This window comes from Pseudoduganella sp. HUAS MS19 (genome assembly GCF_053615455.1).
Genome location: NZ_CM132133.1, coordinates 5,775,267 through 5,796,091 on the forward strand (window position 1 = coordinate 5,775,267; position 20,825 = coordinate 5,796,091).

Below are 20,825 nucleotides of genomic sequence, written 5' to 3' on the forward strand. Positions count from 1 at the left end.
AGGGTGCGCTTTATTTGCGCGGACGATAGAAAATGGCCTTGATCTGCTGAAGGCGGTCGGTGACGATCTTTTCGCCTGTACCGGCGCCATCGCTGACGCCAGCCATCGGGCTGTCGCCGGCGCGCTCGACGTGCAACTGCATGCCTTCCACCGGCTTGCCATCGGTGGCGCGCAGCAGGCGCGGCACGCGACCGAAGTCACCCGATTCGAACTTCGGCAGCTCGGTCGCTGCGCTGGCCGGGCCGTTCCAGTGGTGGCCATCGGTCTTGACCGTGAGCGGGCCGGGGCCGCCGATTTCGGCATTGCCGCCTTTCAGCGTCAGGTAGGCGCCACCACTCACCATCAAGGTCACTTCATCTTCGGCCATGATAATCAGGCGTTTGGCGGCAGTGACCTTGATATCCTTGGCGGAATCGATCTGCATATCATCCAGCTGGCTTTGCAGCAGGAACTTGCCTTTGTGCGCTACCTGGGTAATGCCGTCCATGTGCGAGAACAGCGATATCCCCTTGCCCGCATTGAGGTTGAAACGCCGTCCGCTGGTGAACTGCAGATGCTGCTGGGCCACGGTGTCGACGTTCACGCCAGCATAGCTGACCAGCGTTTTAGGAGTAGTCAGTGCGATGCCGGCCGGTGCTGTCATGCTGAGCGTCGGCTTGCCGCCGTCGCGCTGGCGGTCGGTATTGCTTCCACCGGCGGCTGCATCGACGTGGTCCTTGAGTTCAGATTGCGGCTCCGGGTCCAGCGCCAGGCCCTGGTGTTCGGCGGCGTACTGGCCAAGTGATTTGAATAGGTCCAGGCAATCCTGCATCAGGGCCAGGTGCTCGTCGCTGCTAAGCTGGTTGCCACAGGCGTCCAGCCGCTTCCAGGCCGAAATCAGCAGCGACTTGGCGGTGCGAATGGCGCCGCTGTCGTTGGTGGTCAGCTCGAATCCCTCGCCGCGCGCGTCGGCCTCCCCGTCGGTGCGCGGGTGCGTCAGGTAGCCGAGGTTCAGCTGGCTGTGTCCATGCTCGCTGGCCAGTTGGGCGCTGATCTGGCCGGGAGTATCGTCCATGCGCAACTGGTTGTAGCGCTGCGCCTTGACCTCTTTGCTCTTGATGCCGGACAGGTATTTGTCGCCGGGCAAGCGGCTGCGGTGGCTGAAAGATGGCGGGTTAGTCTTGCCGCCATGTACCCGGCCAATGATCAAAGGTTTGTCCGGGTCGCCGCCGAGGAAGACGCATATGACTTCGTCCCCAGCACGCGGCAGTGAAATCGCGCCGTACTGGGCGCTGGCCCAGCCGCTGGCTACGCGCACCCAGGCCGAATCGCGCTCGCTGTCGGAAGCGCCGGCGCCGTTGGCGTGTTCATGATCCTCATCGCGGCAGCCGGCAAAGCGGATCTTGACGCGGCCCAGAGCATCGCAATGGATTTCCTCGTTGACGGGACCGACTACGGTAACGCTTTGCGCCTCAGTGCGCGGCAGATCAATGCGCGGGTCGTAGCGCGGCACGATAGGAATGCCACGCCGTACGCATGTGAAGCGGTTGGTATACCGCACTCCGCGTTCGGTGCTGGCCTGCTCCATGCCGTTGCTGTCATTGCGCCAGTGATTGATAGCGAACAGGCGGCGTGCGCGGTCGTCGAAGGCTTTGGGCAGGTTGTTTTCTGCCTCCACACGCAATTCGGTAATAACGAACTCGCGCTGCTCTTCCGGGTGGGACTCGAGCTCCGGATGGCCGCTCACGCGGTTCCACTGGCCGATGCACATATTGCGGTCGCTGCCCTCGCCCTGGAAGAACTTGGATTCGTATTCGTGGCGCTGCATACGCAGGGTGCCCAGGCTACGGTAGTCGGCATCGTCGTCGCCTGCGTGTGGCACGTCGACCAGGTAGTCATCGAGGCCGTGGGCGAACTGGTTGCCCAATTTACCCTGGTCTGCCTCGCTGAGGTTCTGGCTGCCCATGGACCAGGCCTGCGCATAGTCCCAGCTGCGGCGGCTGACGCTGCCCGGTGTCAGTTGCCGCACGGCGTGCCAGGCCGTAATAGTATCGCGCTGCTCAGTGCCATCGTCGCGGTGGAAGCGAATAGTGCCGGCCGCGTTCTCCTCCAGAGACATCGCATCGTCAAACAGAACCAGCGTGTGGGCCGGCGCGTCGTCGCTGCCATGTTCACTGGATGCGCAGGGACGGATGAACCATGCGATGCCGCGACGTTTCCAGAGGCGCCGCAGGAAATCGGCGTTCGATTCGTTGTACTGCATGGTGAATTCGCGCGCCGGGTAGGTCTTCAGTTGCCCCAGGTCGAACTGGAATGCGCGAGCCACAACGGGGTTGGCTTCGCGCCATTCACGCAAGATGGTATTGGTGATATCGATTTCGCTGGCGTTGCGGAAGACGCGTGTGTTGCTGGTTTTATCGAGCAGGGACAGCGCATCGCGCACGATCAGCTGGTAGGTGGCCAAGCCGCCGTCGCCCTGCCCTTCGATAGCCGATGCGACGATGCCGCACACGGAACGCAGGCCGCCGGTGTCGGTAACGAACTGCAGTTCAACCGGATTGGCCATGAACTGCTTGAGCGGCAGGCCGGCTTCCGACGATACGCAAAGCAGGCTGTATTCGATGCCGCCGCACATGGTTTCCACGCCGCTGACGTGCTTGACCAGCAGTTTGTCGTCGGCGCTGCCTTCGCCTCGGAACAGGCGCAGGCGGATCGGCCGATTGGCTTCGGTGAGTCCGGTCAAGTCAAGGCCGGAAAGGCGTGGGGCCATGCGGTGCACTCCTGAAAATCGGAAATTCGGAGGCGGAATTATATTTTATTTAACACTTCATTGATGCACGATTGAAATTTTTAACATTGACAGATACTAAACACTCGACACTTCCCTATCGAGTAGTCCACTGAATGACTCCGCATTTACAGTTTGATCACAGCGACAAACAGGCCTACGGAATAGCGCTTCAGTCTTCCTTCCACACTCGCTGAAACGACAAAAGCCCCTTAGTTCTCACTAAGGGGCTTTCGATTCTTCACGCGACGGCGCTGAAACTATGCGTCGTTTGAGATCAAACTAGTGTGTCGCGCGACGGGAGACGTCGCGCGACACATAGTTTGAGCCAGAGCATCTTTAAAAATCAACAACTTAGAAATCTTCGCGCCATTCGGCTCATCGGGGTGCGACACATAGTTTGAACATATTTAAAGATCGCGACACATAGTTTGAGATTTTCCGTGCCTCGCAAATTAGCGGCAGTAACGCTGGATAGGATCGGATGGAAAGCTACGCCCCAGGGAACGGCACACCTTCGTTGATGAAGCGTTCCATCTCATTGATACCTTCTCGGTAAATACCTGCGGCTTGCATGGCAGCATACCAATTCACCAGTGCTTTTTTACTTTCATTCAAGTCACCCTTTGGCGCTGCTCCTACATACTGTACCCACAACTCAATTTCTTTAACTGTGACTTCCCGCTTGCCTGCAAGTAGTTTAGCGATCTTAACGAGGCGCCGGGCGAGCTCCTCGTCAACCACCTCCAATGGGATCGACCAATGCCGAGCCCCAAGGCAGTCTGTGTAAAACCCAAGCTGTTTGATTTGGTCAAGAATAAAAGGATGCTCAGCGTCCCCCTCAAAGAGAGGAAGGAGATCTTCCAGTTTCCGCGCGCCCTTAGAGGCGAGTTCCGGGAGGAGCCACTGCACATTCTTTCGCGTATGTGAACGATAGCTTTTCCAAGCTGCGGCAATTTCTTCCTTTGTTGTTGCTGTTGAGAGCTGTCGAAGAATAGACACCTTGCCCGCCTCCTCGATCGAAAGCGCTGCGAGAGAAGCGGCCGTTGGGACGCGCCCAGAGTTCAACAACAACTCCGCATCCTCCACAAGACGCAGAGCATTTGCGTTGGCGAAGTTAATTCCTTCTGCAATTTCAGCGGGGGACAAGGCCCCCCGATACGCTTGAAGCTTTTTTGACGACATAGTGATTTTAAAATTTCATAGCCGCGTCGAAAATGTCGGATAGAAAATTACGATTGAATAATTTCATTCGCGAGACGCGATATTTCCTTCACGTCGTGACTTTGCAATTTATCGACTAACGCGATCTTTTTACCTATTCCGTTTAATGACGTACCCATAACGATCCCTTTATTCGAATCCGAATCAATCCAAAAACGGTCATGAAATTCGTTCGTTTTCACATCTTTAATAATCAGTGACGGCTTGACCGACTTGACAACGTCGAACACAACCTTCTTTAGCTTACTACCCGTTCCATTCGTAATAAACGTAACCATTTGAAGATCGTCGCAGATTGCATCCATTATCCGCTTAAGCAATTCCAATGCCTTTGCATCAGAAGCACATGCAAAGAAATAGGGGTCGATCACGATAAGATTCCGCACTCCCTTCAGATCCATCATCGACTCCACTATTACATTAGTGATTTCATCGACATGAATACCAGGATGAAGTACCGCATCGCATACTATGGAAAAATTGAACAATGAGGAGATGCCTCTTTTTACATAAAGCTCCTTAAGATAGTCTGCAAGGCTTGTCTCATCAAGTCGACAAACCATATATTGATTATCAATACCAGTTCGCCTAAGCTCTTCAAAAAAATCAAGTGTAGACTTACCTTTCTTGACGCTTTTTACTAAAAGAACACCTGTTTCCATTTTAACTCTAGAGAATAGTTACTCGGGGCAATGGCTACATTGTGGGCATACATGTGAAAGAAATTCATCCCAGCGACTCATTTCGCCGTTTGGACAAGGCACCCCACATACATCGCATGGAACTTCGATTTCTTCAGACTCTTCGTTTCCGCACAAAGGCATTTGGCACTTATAACCAGTTGTAGATTCCGCATCTGGTACCATTGTATGCTCACCACACACGTCGCAATGAAATTCATTCCATTCGACAAACTGCCATTCTTTCGGACGAATTCCCCGAAATGCTTCAGTCTTCCCTCTTTTCATTTCCGTTCTTGCTTCGGCGCGATGTTGCGTGTATTCGTTCGCAAGCATTTCAAAGGTATGGAAGCGCTCTTTGCCGATTTCCTCGGCCAACACCATCAATGAGAAGATTTCGCAAAATTCGATGGCGCCGCGCACAATTCGCCCAATGCAAAGCCGAACATCTTGAGCTGTCAGCGTAAACTCGAAGTGCTCAATGTTGTTACGCAACTGCTTCAGCCAGGAAATGTCATTTGCGAATTCATTGTCGACCAGTTCTACACCACTAACAGAGCACATTTCCAAACGGGCAAACCCTAACGCCTCATCAACATTAACGGTATGTGGATTGGTATCACCTTTTACTAGCGCATCGAAATCAAAACCGCAAGCAAGTAAAGACTCAAAAGCTTGCTTCAAATTTATTTTCTCGGACTTAGCCTTTCTTTGTACTTCGCGAAAACATTTTGTATAGATGAGCGCTGGGGAAATACTTATAAGATACTGCTTCAAAAGCAATTCAACGAATTGGGCCGTAAACAAAATCGAAAACTTTAGGGCTCGTACGTTTCCTTCTTGACCCTGCTGAAATTTATCGAGGGCCTCATTCAAGCTATCGACAGAATTTTCTTTAATGTTTAAAGTAAGTCCAGGCATCTAGCATTCCCCAAAATGATATAGGAGCAACTCACAACTCAAAAATTAGCCGCACTACTCGCCTTCTGCGATCTCTCGCGACGGCTTCCCAACCGGCAAATTCTGAAAAATTACCCAGCAACTAACTGCATAAGCTTCTGCCGAGCTTCGTTGCGCTGGTTCCTCAGCGATTCAATTTCCTGCTCAATCTGAATGTACAAGTCTCCTTTGGGCTCCCCCTCTCTCATTGGCGAAGCTGCTGCCCGTGCAGCCATCCTGTTCTTGATTTCTACATCCAATTTATTGATGAGTGCCTCAAGTTCCGCTTTCCGTACGGCTGGTGCTACTGAAGGAATTTTTGCAAGCGCAGCTATTGTTGCTTGCTGTGCGACTTGTAACTGCGCGTCTTTCTCTTGTACACGCCTTTGATAGTCCGTCACTTGCCGTTCCAGGATATCGACCTCACGCTTATTAAGCGTGCTCGCGACTTGCCAGGTAAGAGCTACTCCAATCAATATCCCTGCAGAAAATGCAGCCCAGCTATCTTTAAATTTCTGAAAGATGGTGGGATCCAAATTTTTCTCCTAAACGATATTTCTAAAAGGCGAATTACTCTTCGCTCGAACTGACAATCCAGAGTACGTTGACCATTTCGCCACGTCGTATGCGACCATGCAAATGGCTATTTGATAAGAAAATCTTCTCTGTTTTTGCCAACTAACCAAAGTGGCACTCGGCCTCGACCAGTCCAAGTGGCACCGGTTGCGGCGTCCCGATACTTTGCAGGCACCCTTTGGCGAACATTAGAGGACTTGGCCTGCTTAGCTCCTCGAAGATCTTCAAGCGTAAGTCCGTAAGTCGCCATAATTTCGGCGATTTTGGCCTTCGCACCTGCTAATTCCACTGCACGTGCTTCTTTCGCTTTGGCTTCCAGCTCAGCGATCTGCGCTTTAATCTCCGCGTAAGTATTCATGTATTCTTGCTCCTGTGTTGATCAACGGTTTTGCAGAATTTATCACGCAAATCAACTTGACGCGAGTCGATTTGATTTGCTTCCTGAGATTAGCACCGTAGAGTTTTTTGTAGCAAGACGAAACTTATCTTTCCAACTTCGATGGGTCTACATATGGCAACTGAAAAAACCGTGTTTGACGACTGGCTGAAAGAAAACTTGTGGCGAGATTTGGTCTTTAGGGCGACGTTTTGGTTTGCGATTGCATCGATCGGCGCATACTATTCCTTAGCGATAGATTCGCAAACTGCAAACGAATATCTAAAGCGTCAATCAAATTCTGTCTTTCGAACAGCAAACATCGTCGGAACGATATCCATTTTGCTGGGAATAGTAGCGATGATGTTCAAGGACATGGAACCGCTCTCGAACAGGTGGACGCGCGACTCAAAGTTAGGTCGAATTGGCGGGGTGTTTCGCCGTTTGGCGGGCGACATGACGCTTTGGACTTTAGGAGCGTTGGTGTCTACGCTCTTTGTTATCGGCTTGGTGGGCTTTCGATCAACGGGCTCTCTGGCTGAGTGGGCGTTGTTCACTTTTCTGTACTTGATACTCGTTGCCATGTGTTTCATGGCAGCGCTCTTAAACGTCCACGTTCGTAGGGCCGAGCCGCTTCTGGCCACAAAACTCCAGAATCCTCGCTGGATGCTCGCAATCTATATAACGGCCATCCTCGGCTGCCCTCTGTACCTTTACTATTGGTCGTGAGCGCCGTTCGAACTATAGCAACAGCCGTGGCCACTCACCAAGCCACGGCAGAGAACTACCTTCGTTCACCTCGAGTTGAACTGCCCTGCGATCCCTACCCGCGTGCGCTCTTCGGGGCCGTGGTGATAAGGCTGGCTCCACAACTTGTCTTGTGCCCGTCGAACGCTACCGGGATGCCGTCAATCAGCACTTTAGGGTCACCTTCAACTATCACGCAAACGCCATGACCGGGCACCGGGCAGGTGCAGCTATCCCCCTTGCGCGCGACAGCAATTCCGTGGACTTTGGAATTCGGTGATGCGCTAATGACGATGCCACCATGGCTTGTGGGGTCATTCAAGCGGATTACGCCGTGCATACGGATTCCTTACCTATGCTGCTTACGTCAATCAGAATAGCCTTGCGGCTCAGGTCCTGCATCGTTGCGCAGCCCCCACCATGGCAGGAACGCGCTGCCGCTACCTCGGGCACGGAACCATGGCGCATTGGGGTCAATGGGGCGCAGCTTTGCGGGCGCGCTCACCACGACTGCCGTGGGCTGCTCGGCGTTTGTGGTGCCCGCGACCAGCACGTTCTTGCCTATGTGGTTGGCGTAGGCAATGCCAAGCGCGACGTTGGTCAACGCCGTGCCGGCCCCCATTTCGCCTAACAAGGCTGGCGTATTGAAGGTCTGCTTTTTGAAATCAAAGTCCACCAACTCAGTGGTGAGCGCTTGCGCAAGTGCCCCTATGCGTTCGGAAGATGCAAGATGCGTGTTATTTGCATCGTGGATGACGTAACCAATGTCGCCGTCCTTCTTGCCCGCGTTGCCTGCAGCAGTTTCTACTGCGGCCTTCCATGCTTGAATCTGTCGGGGCGGCTGACCCTTTTGGGCTTCAAAGTCGGCCACTTTTTTGAAGGCCGGATAGCCGATCCAAGCCAACGGTGCGCGCTCCGTGTTGTAGTTCGGGCCGGCGAGCACCAAAAGTACCATGTTCTCGTTGATTTGCGCGTCTTTCGGCGGGAAGCTTGGAGCGTCGCACCCCATCACCCAAACTGTTTCATTTGGGTGCGCTTGTAAGTAATCAAGCCCAGCCGCCAACGATGTAAACCCGGCATTAGCACCGCCCATCGTTACGCGTACATCAGGAGGAGTACTCCGGCTCCACGCCTTCGGAAAGTTAGGATTCCCAATGTCGAACGTATTAATGATGCGTTCTCGGGTATAGCTCGCCGCCTCGATTGGATCCAGGCGCCCCTCTGGTAACGCGTACTCAACGTGGATGCCAGCTAATTCGCGCCAAGTCTTCTTGTCTTTCAGCGAATGGGCATTATAAAAATATGTCGAACTGGAAAAGTAATTCTTGTGGAAGCGCACCGTCAGAGCATCAACATATTTGTGATGGAACCCCTTGAGCGTTTCCGCACCATCGTTGCCGTTCGCAATAATGCCAATTGCCTGGACCTTAGAGAACGTCTTGGGATCCGACTTGACCATGTCATCGTCTTTGTTTGGCTGAGCCTGTCCTAAAGTCCAAAGCAATTGCCATTCGGTCGGATAATCGCGTCGCTGTAGCGGATTAAGCCATTGCACTCCGACCACCTGAGCTTGGAACGGTTTTGATGCTTCCGGCATCGTCGATGCAGCAGCGGTAGGTGCTGGCTGCGAAGACGCCGAAGCCCCAAGACTTAAAAGTGTCAACACACCAGCCGCGAACACGGTAGGTAGCAGTAAGAAGCGAGTCATAAGTTGGCCATCCGATAGCAATTGGGGCGAAGATAGATTGGAAGCCCTGGTAATGAACAAAGCCATAAGTATGGCGAAGACAAAAGCGAACAAAGCACACGCAATGCGACGCGGCCGAGTTTCAGTTAAGAAGGTCATTGCGCACCTTTAGGCACTTTGGCGAAGAAGCCCCGTTGATTAACGATTTTGGAGGGCATTTTCCCTTCGGGATCTTGCTCCGCCCAATCTGCAACCGCACGCTTTTTGAATTTTCCAAGTTCAAAGTACTCATAGAACTCCCGATTTGGGTCACCATCCTCAAGGCCATCAAGAAAGCGCCAGTCAGCAGCAACGCGTAGTTTGCCCAAGTCTTTTTCGTTAATGAAACAAGCACCAACAGCAACGTCATAGGCAAGTGCTTTTCGCGCATGCATGCCGTTAGTCATGATGGTTGAGTGGTCAGTCGCATGAGTGTCGATGTTCTTTGCTAAGCTTTCCTTAATTTTCTTGGTTCGCCAGGCATTGTATTCTGCACTGGCACTCGTTGGTTTATCCTCTTCCATCACTTTCTGGTCCTTGGCATACATGCCATCACGTTTTGCCTCCATCCGAAGCATGGCGTGGTGTTCATAACGCAGCCCGGCTTCGGAAGCCGCGTCGCCCTCTGCCGCATCGTTTTTCTTGCGTTTACCGCCCTCGGTCCCGCCACGGGGAATGGTCCGGTCACCAGCATAAGGATCGTCGGCATCGTGCTCGCGATTCTTGTCGCGAGAATCGCCCGGCGCGTCATATCCTTGATCGAAATCGGCGCACTCCTGACCAAAGCGCATTGCTACGGGCAAGAACGATTCAGGCAAATTTGGCGCTGTAAGCGGTGTTTTCCAGTCTTTGGGCGGATCACCGTTGATTCGGGTACGCACTGCGGTCGTTGCCACGATCATCACTGGCGCGCTTACGATCGTCATTACCTTACCGAAGATATTCGTGTTTGCGGCCAAGCCCTTGGACAGCGAGTACTTTGCGACCGGCGAAGGCGGATACCAGAATTCCTTGAGGTTGCGATCCCTCATTGCCTGCGCAAAGTCATATTGACCCTGCTCACCAACTTTGAACCCTTGTGCGAATACCCGCTGACTGAAAACGCCATGTCCGTTGGTGGCATTGATTTCCTGCTGGCTCAGGCCACGCCAGCCAATGCCCTGGATGGTCGTGGAAGAGATCACTTGGTCATGCGGATTGAAATATAGTGTCACGCGGCCAAGTGTAGAAAGTTTATCGCCATAGCCATGTTTGTTGCGGTCGCCGCGCGCATCGAAACCGTGTGCCTCATTCTTCATCAGTTCGTCGATAACGGCGGCCGATTGCTCGAACGTCGATTGCTTGCGAATGATATCGAAGAAGGCCGCAAGAGTCTTATAGCGGGCTTCGCCGCTGGTGCGGCCCCTGTCCCCTTCACCATCTTTCATGCCACGCTCAGCCCAGGTTTGAGTGGCATTCTTTTGCAGGAGACTATAGGGCGGGTTGCACAGCACATAGGTATCGGCCACGCAATTGCCAGCCTTGCCCGTGGCGTCAGTTACCGGATCCAGGCGATCGCCTAGGAATGCCGCCGCAATGCCGATCATGTTTCCCTGGCTGTGGCAAACGATGGTAATCGGAGTATCTACCTGCTTCTTTCGAATCGATGCAACCAGTTTTGCAAGTCGCAGTGCAGCTAATACGTAGTAAGGCCGGGGTGGACAGGAGTAAACTGTTCGGTCATTGGTCGGGTGTTGCCGCCGACCGAAAATTGACCCACTTTGAGGGCTGATGCCGACTGAAAATTGACCCAGGTGTTCTACTACTCCCGCCTATTTTTTGGGCAGGAGATAATAAGGTGATCACCATGGAAATGTTAGGTAAAGTTCGACGGATGTACCTGCGCGACAAGCTGTCGCTGCACGAGATCGCGAAGCGCACGGGCCTGTCCCGCAACACGCTGCGCAAATGGCTACGCAAGCCGGAAGACGCGCCACCGCCGCGCTATCGGCGAGAATCGGCACCCACCAAGCTGAGCGAGTTCCACGCCACACTGGAGCAGGCGCTCAAAGCTGACACCCACCGCAACAAGCAGAACCGGCGTACCGGGAAAGCGCTGTTCGCCCAACTCAGGGCCGAAGGCTACGTCGGCAGTTACAGCCGGGTTACCGACTTCATCCGGGAATGGCGTGGCCGCGAAGGCAAGGCGGCAGAGGCTTTCGTCCCGCTCAGCTTCGAGCTGGGCGAAGCGTTTCAGTTCGACTGGAGCGAGGAAGGCATGGTGGTCGGCGGCATCTACCGGCGTCTGCAGGTGTCGCACATGAAGCTGTGCGCCAGCCGCGCCTTCTGGCTGGTGGCCTACCCCAGTCAGGGACACGAGATGCTCTTCGACGCCCACACCCGCTCGTTCACAGCGCTGGGCGGCGTGGCCCGGCGCGGCATCTACGACAACATGAAGACGGCGGTCGACAAGGTCCAGAAAGGCAAGGGCCGCGTGGTCAACACGCGCTTCACCGTCATGTGCGCGCACTACCTGTTTGAGCCCGATTTCTGCAACGTGGCCTCAGGCTGGGAAAAGGGCGTAGTGGAGAAGAACGTGCAGGATAGCCGGCGCCGGATCTGGATCGAAGCCCAAGACCGCCAGTTCGCTTCCCTCGCTGAATTGAACGCTTGGCTCGGAGAGCGCTGCCGGACGCTGTGGGGAGAATTGCAGCACCCGGAGTACGAGGCGCTGAGCGTGGCCGACATGCTGGAACAGGAGCAGGCCCACCTGATGCCCATGCCCACGCCGTTCGACGGCTACGTGGAAAAGGCGGCGCGGGTGTCGTCCACCTGCCTGGTCACCGTGCACCGCAACCGTTATTCAGTGCCGTGCGAGCTGGCCGGGCAGATGGTGAGCACAAGGCTGTACCCGACCCGCGTGTGCGTGGTGGCCGGCGATGCGCTGGTCGCCACCCATGAACGCATCGTCGATCGCAAGCAGGTGTGCTACGACTGGCAGCACTACATCCCGCTAGTGCAGCGCAAGCCCGGTGCGTTGCGCAACGGCGCCCCCTTTGCCGACATGCCCGCGCCGCTGCAGCGGCTGCGGCAAGGCTTGCTGCGCCACGCCGGCGGCGACCGGCTCATGGCGCAGGTGCTGGCGGCCGTGCCCGGCGCCGGCCTGCCGGCAGTGCTGGTGGCGGTGGAGCTGGTGATCGAGTCCGGCGTGCTCAGTGTCGAGCACGTCGAGAATGTGCTGGCCCGCCTGAGTGCCGCCCCGCCGCCGGCACATGCCGAGACCAGCCTGGTATTGAAGGAGGCGCCGGTAGCCAACACCAGCCGCTATGACAGCCTGCGCGAGACGGCTGGCAGCAGCGCGGAGGTGAACCATGCGTGACCTGATCAAGGAATTGAAGGGCCTGCGCCTGCACGGCATGGCCGACGCTTGGACCGATCTGGTGGCGCAAGGAGAGCACGCCGTGTCGTCGTCCAAATGGCTGATTGAGCACCTGCTGCGCGCCGAGCACACGGACCGCGCCATGCGTTCGGTGAACCATCAGATGAACGCCGCCAAATTCCCCGTGCACCGCGACTTGGCCGGCTTCGACTTCGCGGCATCCAGGGTCGATGAGGCCCTGGTGCGGCAACTGGCCACGCTGGCCTTCACCGATACGGCGCAGAACGCAGTGTTCATCGGTGGCCCCGGCACCGGCAAGACGCATTTGGCGACGGCCATCGCGGTGGCGGGCATTGCCTCAATGGGCAAGCGGGTGCGCTTCTACTCGACGGTCGATCTGGTCAATGCGTTGGAGCGCGAGAAGCGGGAAGGCAAGGCCGGTCGGCTGACACAGTCGTTGATGCGGATCGACCTGGTCATCCTCGACGAACTGGGGTATCTGCCGTTCAGCCAGGCCGGCGGCGCGCTGCTGTTCCACCTGCTCTCGAAGCTGTACGAACATACCAGCGTGGCCATCACGACGAATCTGAGCTTTGCTGAATGGTCCGCCGTGTTCGGCGACGCTAAGATGACCACGGCGCTGCTAGACCGGCTGACGCACCACTGCCACATCGTGGAGACTGGCAACGACTCCTACCGCTTCCAGCACAGCAGTATGGCGGCCAAGGGGCGGATCAAGGCGCGGGAGCAAAAACAGAAGGCCGGGAAGGCGGACTTTCCGGTGTAGCTTTGAAGACAGGATGTATAACGATATAAATCGTTTACTCCGTTAATTAACTATTGAACTGACTAAGGGGGGATTCACGGCGGGCTGCGCCCACCGCGAATCCCCCCTGTCTTTGGTACACTTATCCACAGACGCCGGCTCCCAAAGCAGCGTCCCGCCCTGGGTCAAAATTCAATCGGCAGGGTGGGTCAAAATTCAGTCGGCGCCAACACTTCTGGGTTATGAATTCCGCCCCTGGGATTGCCTTCTTTTCCTTCATCCGCAAAGCCATTGCGATCTCATGGCACTGGCCCCTCACCGGAAGATTGCGAGAGCGCAACACCTGATAGACGAGAACGGGGTTAAATCCGTTCTCTCTGGCCCACGAAGCGATTGACCTGCCCTCCGACTTGAAGCTTTCGATGACTTGTTGAGCAGTCAAAACCATGCCCACACCTTGATTTAGTTAACGTTGGCAAAGAAGATACATTGTCTTCAAATTATTCGCAAGTATTTGATTCTATTAGATTTTTGCATTCACAAATTTCTAACTATTCCTTCGAAATCTGTAGATTCGATCCTCAGGAACTGGGAGACGAGGCAATCAAGAAGAGACAATTCTTCGAGCATAGAGGCAGGTTCAACAGCGTTTTGCTTCCGCGACCTTTGTACTCCTAGACGCCATGAATATATTTTCGACAGTATTGTCGAGTTCGTATTAATATCTGACGGACCAAGAGGAGCCTATGAATTTGCCCGATCCACTAAACGTAGACAGTTTGGAAGCTGCATACTTGGACTGGGATCCATCCAGTACCCCTACTCTCCGTTTACCAACCTCTTTGCCGCAGCCACTTCCGTTCTGCGTAGAGGGCACGCTTCTGCAATTAATCGCGTCCGCATCACGCCGAACAGGTGATGGACTAACGATTGAAATGCGCGGGCTGTCGAAAGACGACCCGCACTATGCTGCGTCCTTGAAAAACGCGATCGGAAATACCCATGTGCTTTGCGGATGGATGATGGCAAATCGATTCGTGGATGAAGCTGGACAGGTAATCCCGAAATCTGAAAGCCACATTTACTCCCAATATTTGGACGCAATGGACACGTATGAGTTTATGCAAACTCATGCAACGCAACAGATGCGAGTCAACTTGATTTGTGTTCAAGGGGCAAAGCGCGAATTCGTTCAACCGCTCTATCACGAAGTTAATGGCAGAAAGGTGATTCGCCCAGTTCCGGACGTTCGACTCTTTGTGCAGGACATTCTTTCCCAACTCGCTTCTAGTTGGACGGGGAAACAGATTCGCGACGTTTCAGCTCCGCTGGCTCAGCTCGTAAAAGAGCTCATGGAAAATGCAGACTGGTGGGCTCGAACTGACGCGGCGGGAGACCTCTATAAAGCTGGGAAAAGCTTCAGGGTTCTCAGTTTCCGTCTGGTCGACATTGACGAAGACAATGCCGCAACTTTTGGCGGGGCAAATTATCACCTGCATACCTACCTTAGCACCATCCTCCTGGAGCAAGGTGAATCCGACGGGGGCATCTCCAGCTCGCGACAGAAATCAATAAAACGACATACGTTTTTGGAGGTCACAGTGGTGGATTCGGGCCCCGGCCTTGCAAGACGTTGGCTCAGTTCTCGTGAGGAGGATCCGGTCGTAGTTCGTGACCTGAGTGAAATATCGATGGAAGATGAGCGGAAGGCAGTCACTGATTGCTTTGCAAAATGGGCGACGTCATCACATAACTCTGCACGGGGCATAGGACTATTTTCGGTCGCGCGCATGCTTCAAGAGCGAAATGGTTTCTTGCGGCTGCGTACTGGGCGGCTTGCCTACTTGTTTGGTACGAAGTCCGCCACGAAAGACGTACAGCAAAAAGCGCAACATCTCGGTGTGGAAGGCAAAGCCTCCCAGCATGTGCTGGAAGATGGAACACAAGTTTTTATGGAAGACCACGAGCTCGCGTTCTTCCTCCGCCCATGGAACAAAGGCGAACTGGGGCCAGTTGAAGGCACCTCTTATTCGATTCTGTTACCCGTGCGAGCGTAGATATGTACCTGCTGACTTTTGAAGATTCATCGAGGTCAAAGACTCCATATGGCGACTGTGTCGTTATGTTCTTAGGCACTGGCGTCCCGGACGCGTATGCCATTGACCAAGCCTATTCGAACTGGCTAGAACGTAATGTTCCGCCACCGACCATATTGATCATTGGGCACCATCAGCGATTGGCAGAGTTTCATCAGCAGAATCTCGCGTTAAACGGACGCCTTACTGGGCTGGATCGCCTTTACGGCAGCCGAGTCACGAACAAGGTGATTCTCGCCGGCTTCGACTATACCGGGCAGATCCAAACGATAGTCTCGGGAACTGAAGAATCGGAAGACATCACCGAAGTCTTTAACGATATTGCTCGTTCGTACGTCATTCAGCAGTGCGAAGAGGGCGACGTGATCATTCCAGCGCCACCGGGGGCATACTTTGAAAAACAGTCATCGCGTCTGTCCAGTCACTTCATTAGAGCTGAATCGTTGCTACAGTCAACGGCTTCTATTGAGCTACTTGCGCTTCGCTTACTGAAGCCCCTTCACGATTGGGGCAAACAAGTCGGTGAGCTAGTCATGGAATCATTTCATGTCTACATCGATTCAATGGCAGTTTGGCCGGTCGCCGAAAAGCTTCGTCAGCTGCTGCAACATGGCAATCCAACGAATTCAGTGCTTCACATTGAGAGCATTAGATCGTATGAGGGATTGAAGAATTGGTCTCCAATCAACCGACCCGCGTTCGCAATCATTTCCGCGTCCACGTCAGGCGGATTGGCATCCCAAATTCGAGAAAAGATCAGATCAGAGAAGTTATCGATTTGGACGATCTTAGCGCTGGACTCAGACACGGACTCTCAGCCAAAGTCCGCGAGCGTCGCCTCTATACCCCGGAAGTTGAGCGGTAAAGCGGCACTTGATGGACTACGGCCGATTTTCGAGCCCGATATCACTTGTCCACCACCAGGCACGGAGACTATCAGTATTGTCGGCGAGCGATTCTTAAGTCAGCCCGCCAAACCCAAACGAGTTCGCCTGGTCCATGCGAATTTTGAAGCGAGCATAAAGGCAATGCTTGCCAAGATCGCGAAGCAGAAGCTGATCAAGGTGCACCGAGGTGGGTTTGATTCACAGTCGCGCTGGACCCTTTCGGCGGATCTGGAGGGCTTGATTGCCCAAGCATGCGCTCCATCAAACGGCGAGAGCGATTCGCTCTTGCGCTCGTGGCTTAAGAACTATAGTTCACCGGCCCCCGTGGTTGTGATCTACCCTTCGCCTGAAGGATCCGCTGCGATCGAAGTAGGGAACGCGGCGAAGCTATTTGCGGATCGAATCGTCGAAGTTTTGACGGATCTTTTCCCCGCTGGAGAAGTAACTACGCTAAGTAGTCATGAATTAGAAAGATCGAGTGCCCAGCAGTCCAAAGATCTCAACGGATGTAGCGTGATCGTTGCATGTCCGGTCATTGGGAACGGATTCATCCTAAAGCAAATCAGCGCGGCCCTTCGGCACCGTCAAACAAAAGGACCAAGGTTATTCTTGGCGCTTGCGTCGTTCCCAGAGACGGCGGTTCACTTTACTCAATTGAAAAGTGACATTTCAGGAGTTGCCTTAGACGACAGTCGTTACGATTTCAGATGCCAGTACTCCCTTCCAATTGGGCGACTTGATGGCACGGCAAATTGGCGCGAAGAGCTAGATTTGCTGAGTGAGCTTTCGCAAAAGCTCCTGGAAAATGGAACGGAAGAGCCTTGGCTCAACACCCGGCTGGCACGACTCGAAGGCTCGCGCATATTTGACGACGATGCAGTATTTTTGCCATCTTCGGATGGGCTACCGCTCCCCCTTTCGACTGGGTTCTTGCTTTGGCAAGGAAGCGACAAAATCAGTGGCGAAGATTATGGCGGAGCGGTTCTGCTCTCGATTGCGGGACTATTGCAAGCCGCTCGCATCGCGAAGTCTCAAAAAGATGATACGAGCTTGCGTACAGGCCTGTTCCAACACGCACTCATCTGCCCAGAATCTTTTACTCGATTCAACGACCCTGTTATCCAAGCGGCTCTCCTTCGAGCAGCATACGATCCTGAATTGAATTATGCAGTGTGCCAAGAAATGAGCCGAGACATGGCGCGACTCTTGAAAAAGTGGGTGCGTTATTACGAAGAACCAGCAGGTGCAGCCATTGGTGAGTTTTTATTTGCCATTGCGATAGGCAAGCTAAAACTTAGAGAAAGAGATTTGCGCGAGGTATTACACTCAGCTAAGGACTGCAAAGGTTGGATCGGCCAACTTGCTGGGCTCGCCGCTGCCAAGCTAAAGATAGACATTTCAGGCTGAACTACGTTGAGGGGGGGAACTCCACTCCATTTTGCACCAACTTGAACGCAAAAAAGCAGTGAAAGGGTCGAGTAAATCATTTTTAGATCCCGCAACAGTTTGGCGAAACACCAGTGGTAAGGAACGGTAAGAGTTCGGTAGCAAAAAAGCACAACAACTGATTTCACTCCATAGCCATGTACATCCAAAGCGCAGTGGTAAAGAATTTCCGAAATTTTGAAGACTTAACCGTCACTTTGTCGCCACTTACAATACTCGCTGGCGAAAACGATTCGGGTAAATCAAATTTCCTATATGCGATAAGCCTTCCACTATTTGGTAGCAGCCCCGACTTCAACCATAAGCGTTTATCGATATCCGACATCAATAATCATTGCATACGGAAGTACTATACTGCAGTCGCAGCAGGCAAGTCGGACGTCATCTGCAAAGAGCTTATTCCGCGTGTGTCTGTCACTCTACAGTTTAATAATACGAAAGATTCCTACGAACTGGCCATCGTATCTAAATGGTTGACTGATAATGACGGCCTTCCAGCTTATGAAATTCAATATAACTTCAAACCTCGCAACGATGACGATTTTCTTGTCGCGACGAAGGCTTTGCTGAAGGATCAGAATACTGAACAAATAGGATTTCTATCTTTCCCCATCGAATTGTATGAATATGAGATTATTAGCCCAAATAATGGGAAAGATATCCCGCAAGCAGACCTGAAGCATGTGATACTTAGCAATATAGGCGCCGAGCGAGATTCATTTGCAGAGTCCACCACATCGCGATCTAACAATCTTCTTACCAAGATACTTCTGAGCTCACTTCAGGAGGGCGAGAAAAAGTCGATCAACTCTGCCTATGGAGAATTCTTCGCGGCAATCAAAGAAGCCAAGATATTTTCGACCGTTTTTAAGTTTGATGATGCCTTCGAAAATATCAACAAGTACTTTAGTGAATTACACTGCATACCTAATCTTCCAAACTTACGAAACATAATTTCCAATATTACCCTCGGCTACGGGGAGCAGTTTTTGTATCAAAAGGGGCTAGGCGAGAGGAATATGGTCCTCATATTTTTACTCTTCGCCTACTATAAAGCAACCCATAAATCGTTCAACATCTGTTGTATTGAAGAGCCTGAAGCACATTTAAGCGTTAATAACCTTCGCCTAACTGTGGATTACATTAGGAAGAGCTCAGCACTTGTCGGAGGTCTTCTACAAACAATCGTGTCGACTCACAACCCGACCATTATCAACAAGTTGAACATCAAGAACGTGGTTGTATTTTCTGGTGGTAGAGCCATCAGCCTCAGTAATGCATCAACCGAGTTACAAGATTATCTGTCCAAGCGCCCCAATTTCGACATCTTGAAATTATTGTTCTCGCGGCGTACTCTACTGGTAGAAGGACCTACTGAAGAAATGCTTATCAACACATTCTTGGGCATCGATAATAATAAGCTGTCAGATATAGAAGTTATATCGATTGGCCAAAAGGGATTCAAAACATTTCTGGACATTTGGCTGCATCTCAATAAAGGAAACACTGAAAAGAAAATCGGAATCGTTCGTGACTTCGACAATCAGTCAAAAGCCCAAAGTGAGCACGAAGCTTATGAGAAGCAGCATACAAACATTGTTGTCCGCACTACGAAAGGCTATACACTGGAAGACGATTTTGCTGCTCAGGCCAGCAACTCAAAAGCGCTATCGGCCGCTTTAGGCCAACCTGATGATGCTCCATCAATTGCCGCATTCATGAAGTGTGCCAAGACGGATTGGATGCTTACTGTTTGTAACTATATTGCTGATCCCAAAAGCGAACACAAGATCTCCTTGCCACAACACATCGAACAAGTCCTTACTTCACTTTCATGATCAAAGTTCAGATCGCTGGTGCCGGTGCGGGAAAAACCTTCGGCTTGGCCACAGTCATAAAATCAAGGATCGAGGAAAGTCGAGGCGGCAAATCTGTGTATGCTCTGACCTATACCAACGCTGCCAAAAGAAAAATTCACACTGAGGTCGTCCGCCAGTGCGGTGCCGTACCTCAGAACCTTCATATAGAGACAGTCCACAGTTTTTTGCTGAATGCCATCATCTTTCCATTCTCATCATTTGTCACCAAACAGAAGTATCTGGCTGCATCGATTGAAGGTCTGCCAGATGACGTGAAATGGAAAAATTTGCGAATCAGCACCCTCAAGAAAGCAAATATCGTTCATGCCGAGGTTGTGTATAAGGTGGCCAAAGCAATACTGAATCGTGATAGCACGAATAACAAATCTAAAGCCCAAAAGGCCAAGGTGGACCATGTCCTAGCGATTATCGAAGCCTGCACAGATTCAATTTTCGTGGATGAAGTTCAGGATCTTGATACTGATGCACTGGAAGTTTTCAAAATTCTTGGGGCGCAGGATTGCTTAGTTCATCTCCTTGGTGATCCCAAACAGGCAATCAAGTACCCTAAAGCTTTCGAGGAGTTCGTCTCAAATATAATTGACCACCCTGGTGTGCAGGTATTAGACATAAATAACATCACCCGCAGAATTCCTCAGTCAATACTGCTGCACTCAAATCGGTTCTGCTACCCGAATCAGGCTCAAGAGACCATTTCATCCAAGGTTGGAAGCATTTCCTACATCGAGAGCACGGATCAAGATTTTCATCCTTTTCTCACAGGACACATGCAGTCCGGAAGCATCGTCTGCATCGACAAACGCACCGGTCCGTACGGTACGCACACTGAAGAAAAATACTCTTTCCCGTTCGAAGTGGCTAAGCTTATTGGTGCAGCTCGTCCTGATCGAGATCCAGACCTACAGATTAAGGCAGCCTTTACCGAATTCCTTCTCCATGTCAAGAAAAATGGAAGGAATGCTGTAAGCATATTCCTTAAAGAGTACGCGATTACCGTTGAGAAGCAGGACTACGCGAAACTGATGGCGCTGAGTGAGAAGTTGGCTCACAAATCTTCGTCTTATAGCATCAGAAGCATCGACGCCGTCAAAGGCTTGGAGGCTGAGACCTGTATCTTCGTACTTAGCAAAACCAGTCTTGATTATTTTCTTCAAGAAGATTTGGCAGCGGAGAAAAGGTTCAATAAAGAATGGAAGCGTGTCTATGTGGCGTTAACCCGATCTCAGGATTCACTCCATTTAGTACTAGACCACAGCATCTTGGCTAAAGAAGATATTGACCGAGCAAAGCGCGCTTTTCTGAAATACAGAATAGATAAACATGTGTGCACTTTGCTCTCATAATTTACAACTACCTT

17 protein-coding genes are annotated in these 20,825 nt (G+C 52.4%); 7 read left to right on the forward strand and 10 right to left on the reverse strand.

The window, feature by feature from the left end; genetic code table 11:
- Positions 1-10: 10 nt before the first annotated feature.
- The 6 genes from ACWBU6_RS26410 to ACWBU6_RS26435 form a co-directional block, all read right to left on the reverse strand.
- Positions 11-2,749: a type VI secretion system Vgr family protein gene (locus tag ACWBU6_RS26410; RefSeq protein WP_452646297.1), complete on the reverse strand. Its 2,739-nt coding sequence runs from the start codon at positions 2,747-2,749 to the stop codon at positions 11-13.
- 510 nt (positions 2,750-3,259) lie between these two features.
- A complete protein-coding gene (locus ACWBU6_RS26415) occupies positions 3,260-3,952 on the reverse strand; it encodes an AbiV family abortive infection protein (RefSeq protein WP_452646298.1) in 693 nt (230 codons plus the stop codon).
- A 47-nt stretch (positions 3,953-3,999) separates the two neighbouring features.
- Positions 4,000-4,653: a hypothetical protein gene (locus ACWBU6_RS26420; protein ID WP_452646299.1), complete on the reverse strand. Its 654-nt coding sequence runs from the start codon at positions 4,651-4,653 to the stop codon at positions 4,000-4,002.
- A gap of 18 nt (positions 4,654-4,671) precedes the next feature.
- On the reverse strand, positions 4,672-5,592 hold the full coding sequence (locus ACWBU6_RS26425; protein WP_452646300.1) for a hypothetical protein: 921 nt from the start codon (positions 5,590-5,592) through the stop codon (positions 4,672-4,674).
- A gap of 110 nt (positions 5,593-5,702) precedes the next feature.
- Complete coding sequence (locus tag ACWBU6_RS26430; RefSeq protein WP_452646301.1) at positions 5,703-6,146, reverse strand: hypothetical protein; 444 nt, start codon at positions 6,144-6,146, stop codon at positions 5,703-5,705.
- Between the two features lie 107 nt (positions 6,147-6,253).
- Positions 6,254-6,544, reverse strand: a complete 291-nt coding sequence (locus ACWBU6_RS26435) for an H-NS histone family protein (protein WP_452646302.1) — start codon at positions 6,542-6,544, stop codon at positions 6,254-6,256.
- Between the two features lie 153 nt (positions 6,545-6,697).
- Here ACWBU6_RS26435 and ACWBU6_RS26440 point away from each other — a divergent pair, with 153 nt between their 5' ends.
- Positions 6,698-7,291: a hypothetical protein gene (locus ACWBU6_RS26440; protein ID WP_452646303.1), complete on the forward strand. Its 594-nt coding sequence runs from the start codon at positions 6,698-6,700 to the stop codon at positions 7,289-7,291.
- Between the two features lie 94 nt (positions 7,292-7,385).
- Here the strand turns inward: ACWBU6_RS26440 and ACWBU6_RS26445 are convergent, their stop codons facing one another.
- The 3 genes from ACWBU6_RS26445 to ACWBU6_RS26455 all read right to left on the reverse strand — a co-directional run bounded on the left by ACWBU6_RS26445 (position 7,386) and on the right by ACWBU6_RS26455 (position 10,828).
- The gene (locus ACWBU6_RS26445; RefSeq protein WP_452646304.1) at positions 7,386-7,649 is read right to left on the reverse strand and encodes a PAAR domain-containing protein; all 264 of its coding nucleotides are present in this window, start codon (positions 7,647-7,649) and stop codon (positions 7,386-7,388) included.
- Between the two features lie 27 nt (positions 7,650-7,676).
- Positions 7,677-9,017, reverse strand: coding sequence for a hypothetical protein (locus tag ACWBU6_RS26450; RefSeq protein ID WP_452646305.1), 1,341 nt, complete (start codon positions 9,015-9,017; stop codon positions 7,677-7,679).
- 134 nt (positions 9,018-9,151) lie between these two features.
- Entirely contained in the window at positions 9,152-10,828 is a 1,677-nt protein-coding gene (locus tag ACWBU6_RS26455) for a T6SS effector phospholipase Tle3 domain-containing protein (RefSeq protein WP_452649622.1), read from the reverse strand.
- 53 nt (positions 10,829-10,881) lie between these two features.
- On the opposite strand from ACWBU6_RS26455, the gene istA reads away from it, so the two are divergent.
- Together istA and istB are read left to right on the forward strand one after the other, a co-directional pair.
- Positions 10,882-12,393 (forward strand): IS21 family transposase, encoded by a 1,512-nt coding sequence (gene istA / locus ACWBU6_RS26460; protein ID WP_452644063.1) that lies wholly within the window; start codon positions 10,882-10,884, stop codon positions 12,391-12,393.
- Positions 12,386-13,180, forward strand: coding sequence for an IS21-like element helper ATPase IstB (gene istB / locus ACWBU6_RS26465; RefSeq protein ID WP_452644064.1), 795 nt, complete (start codon positions 12,386-12,388; stop codon positions 13,178-13,180). Before istA ends, istB begins: the two co-directional genes overlap by 8 nt.
- A gap of 121 nt (positions 13,181-13,301) precedes the next feature.
- Here istB and ACWBU6_RS26470 read toward each other — a convergent pair whose 3' ends face one another.
- Positions 13,302-13,607 carry a DNA-binding protein gene (locus ACWBU6_RS26470; protein ID WP_452646306.1) on the reverse strand — a complete coding sequence of 102 codons (306 nt, stop codon included), beginning with the start codon at positions 13,605-13,607 and terminating at the stop codon, positions 13,302-13,304.
- Between the two features lie 298 nt (positions 13,608-13,905).
- On the opposite strand from ACWBU6_RS26470, the gene ACWBU6_RS26475 reads away from it, so the two are divergent.
- The 4 genes from ACWBU6_RS26475 (at position 13,906) to ACWBU6_RS26490 (ending at position 20,811) form a co-directional block, all read left to right on the forward strand.
- Positions 13,906-15,216 (forward strand): hypothetical protein, encoded by a 1,311-nt coding sequence (locus ACWBU6_RS26475; RefSeq protein ID WP_452646307.1) that lies wholly within the window; start codon positions 13,906-13,908, stop codon positions 15,214-15,216.
- A gap of 2 nt (positions 15,217-15,218) precedes the next feature.
- Positions 15,219-17,549 carry a hypothetical protein gene (locus tag ACWBU6_RS26480; protein WP_452646308.1) on the forward strand — a complete coding sequence of 777 codons (2,331 nt, stop codon included), beginning with the start codon at positions 15,219-15,221 and terminating at the stop codon, positions 17,547-17,549.
- Between the two features lie 176 nt (positions 17,550-17,725).
- Positions 17,726-19,426, forward strand: coding sequence for an ATP-dependent nuclease (locus tag ACWBU6_RS26485; RefSeq protein ID WP_452646309.1), 1,701 nt, complete (start codon positions 17,726-17,728; stop codon positions 19,424-19,426).
- Positions 19,423-20,811, forward strand: a complete 1,389-nt coding sequence (locus ACWBU6_RS26490; protein WP_452646310.1) for a UvrD-helicase domain-containing protein — start codon at positions 19,423-19,425, stop codon at positions 20,809-20,811. The genes ACWBU6_RS26485 and ACWBU6_RS26490 overlap by 4 nt, the downstream gene beginning before the upstream one ends.
- Positions 20,812-20,825: the final 14 nt, after the last annotated feature.

Coding starts and splice junctions, on each gene's coding strand:
- ACWBU6_RS26475 (WP_452646307.1), top strand. CDS start 13,906: ATGAATTTGCCCGATCCACTAAACGTAGACAGTTTGGAAGCTGCATAC.
- ACWBU6_RS26485 (WP_452646309.1), top strand. CDS start 17,726: ATGTACATCCAAAGCGCAGTGGTAAAGAATTTCCGAAATTTTGAAGAC.
- ACWBU6_RS26415 (WP_452646298.1), bottom strand. CDS start 3,952: ATGTCGTCAAAAAAGCTTCAAGCGTATCGGGGGGCCTTGTCCCCCGCT.
- ACWBU6_RS26445 (WP_452646304.1), bottom strand. CDS start 7,649: ATGCACGGCGTAATCCGCTTGAATGACCCCACAAGCCATGGTGGCATC.
- ACWBU6_RS26450 (WP_452646305.1), bottom strand. CDS start 9,017: ATGACTCGCTTCTTACTGCTACCTACCGTGTTCGCGGCTGGTGTGTTG.
- istB (WP_452644064.1), top strand. CDS start 12,386: ATGCGTGACCTGATCAAGGAATTGAAGGGCCTGCGCCTGCACGGCATG.
- ACWBU6_RS26420 (WP_452646299.1), bottom strand. CDS start 4,653: ATGGAAACAGGTGTTCTTTTAGTAAAAAGCGTCAAGAAAGGTAAGTCT.
- ACWBU6_RS26435 (WP_452646302.1), bottom strand. CDS start 6,544: ATGAATACTTACGCGGAGATTAAAGCGCAGATCGCTGAGCTGGAAGCC.
- ACWBU6_RS26440 (WP_452646303.1), top strand. CDS start 6,698: ATGGCAACTGAAAAAACCGTGTTTGACGACTGGCTGAAAGAAAACTTG.
- ACWBU6_RS26425 (WP_452646300.1), bottom strand. CDS start 5,592: ATGCCTGGACTTACTTTAAACATTAAAGAAAATTCTGTCGATAGCTTG.
- ACWBU6_RS26490 (WP_452646310.1), top strand. CDS start 19,423: ATGATCAAAGTTCAGATCGCTGGTGCCGGTGCGGGAAAAACCTTCGGC.
- ACWBU6_RS26470 (WP_452646306.1), bottom strand. CDS start 13,607: ATGGTTTTGACTGCTCAACAAGTCATCGAAAGCTTCAAGTCGGAGGGC.
- ACWBU6_RS26480 (WP_452646308.1), top strand. CDS start 15,219: ATGTACCTGCTGACTTTTGAAGATTCATCGAGGTCAAAGACTCCATAT.
- ACWBU6_RS26410 (WP_452646297.1), bottom strand. CDS start 2,749: ATGGCCCCACGCCTTTCCGGCCTTGACTTGACCGGACTCACCGAAGCC.
- istA (WP_452644063.1), top strand. CDS start 10,882: ATGGAAATGTTAGGTAAAGTTCGACGGATGTACCTGCGCGACAAGCTG.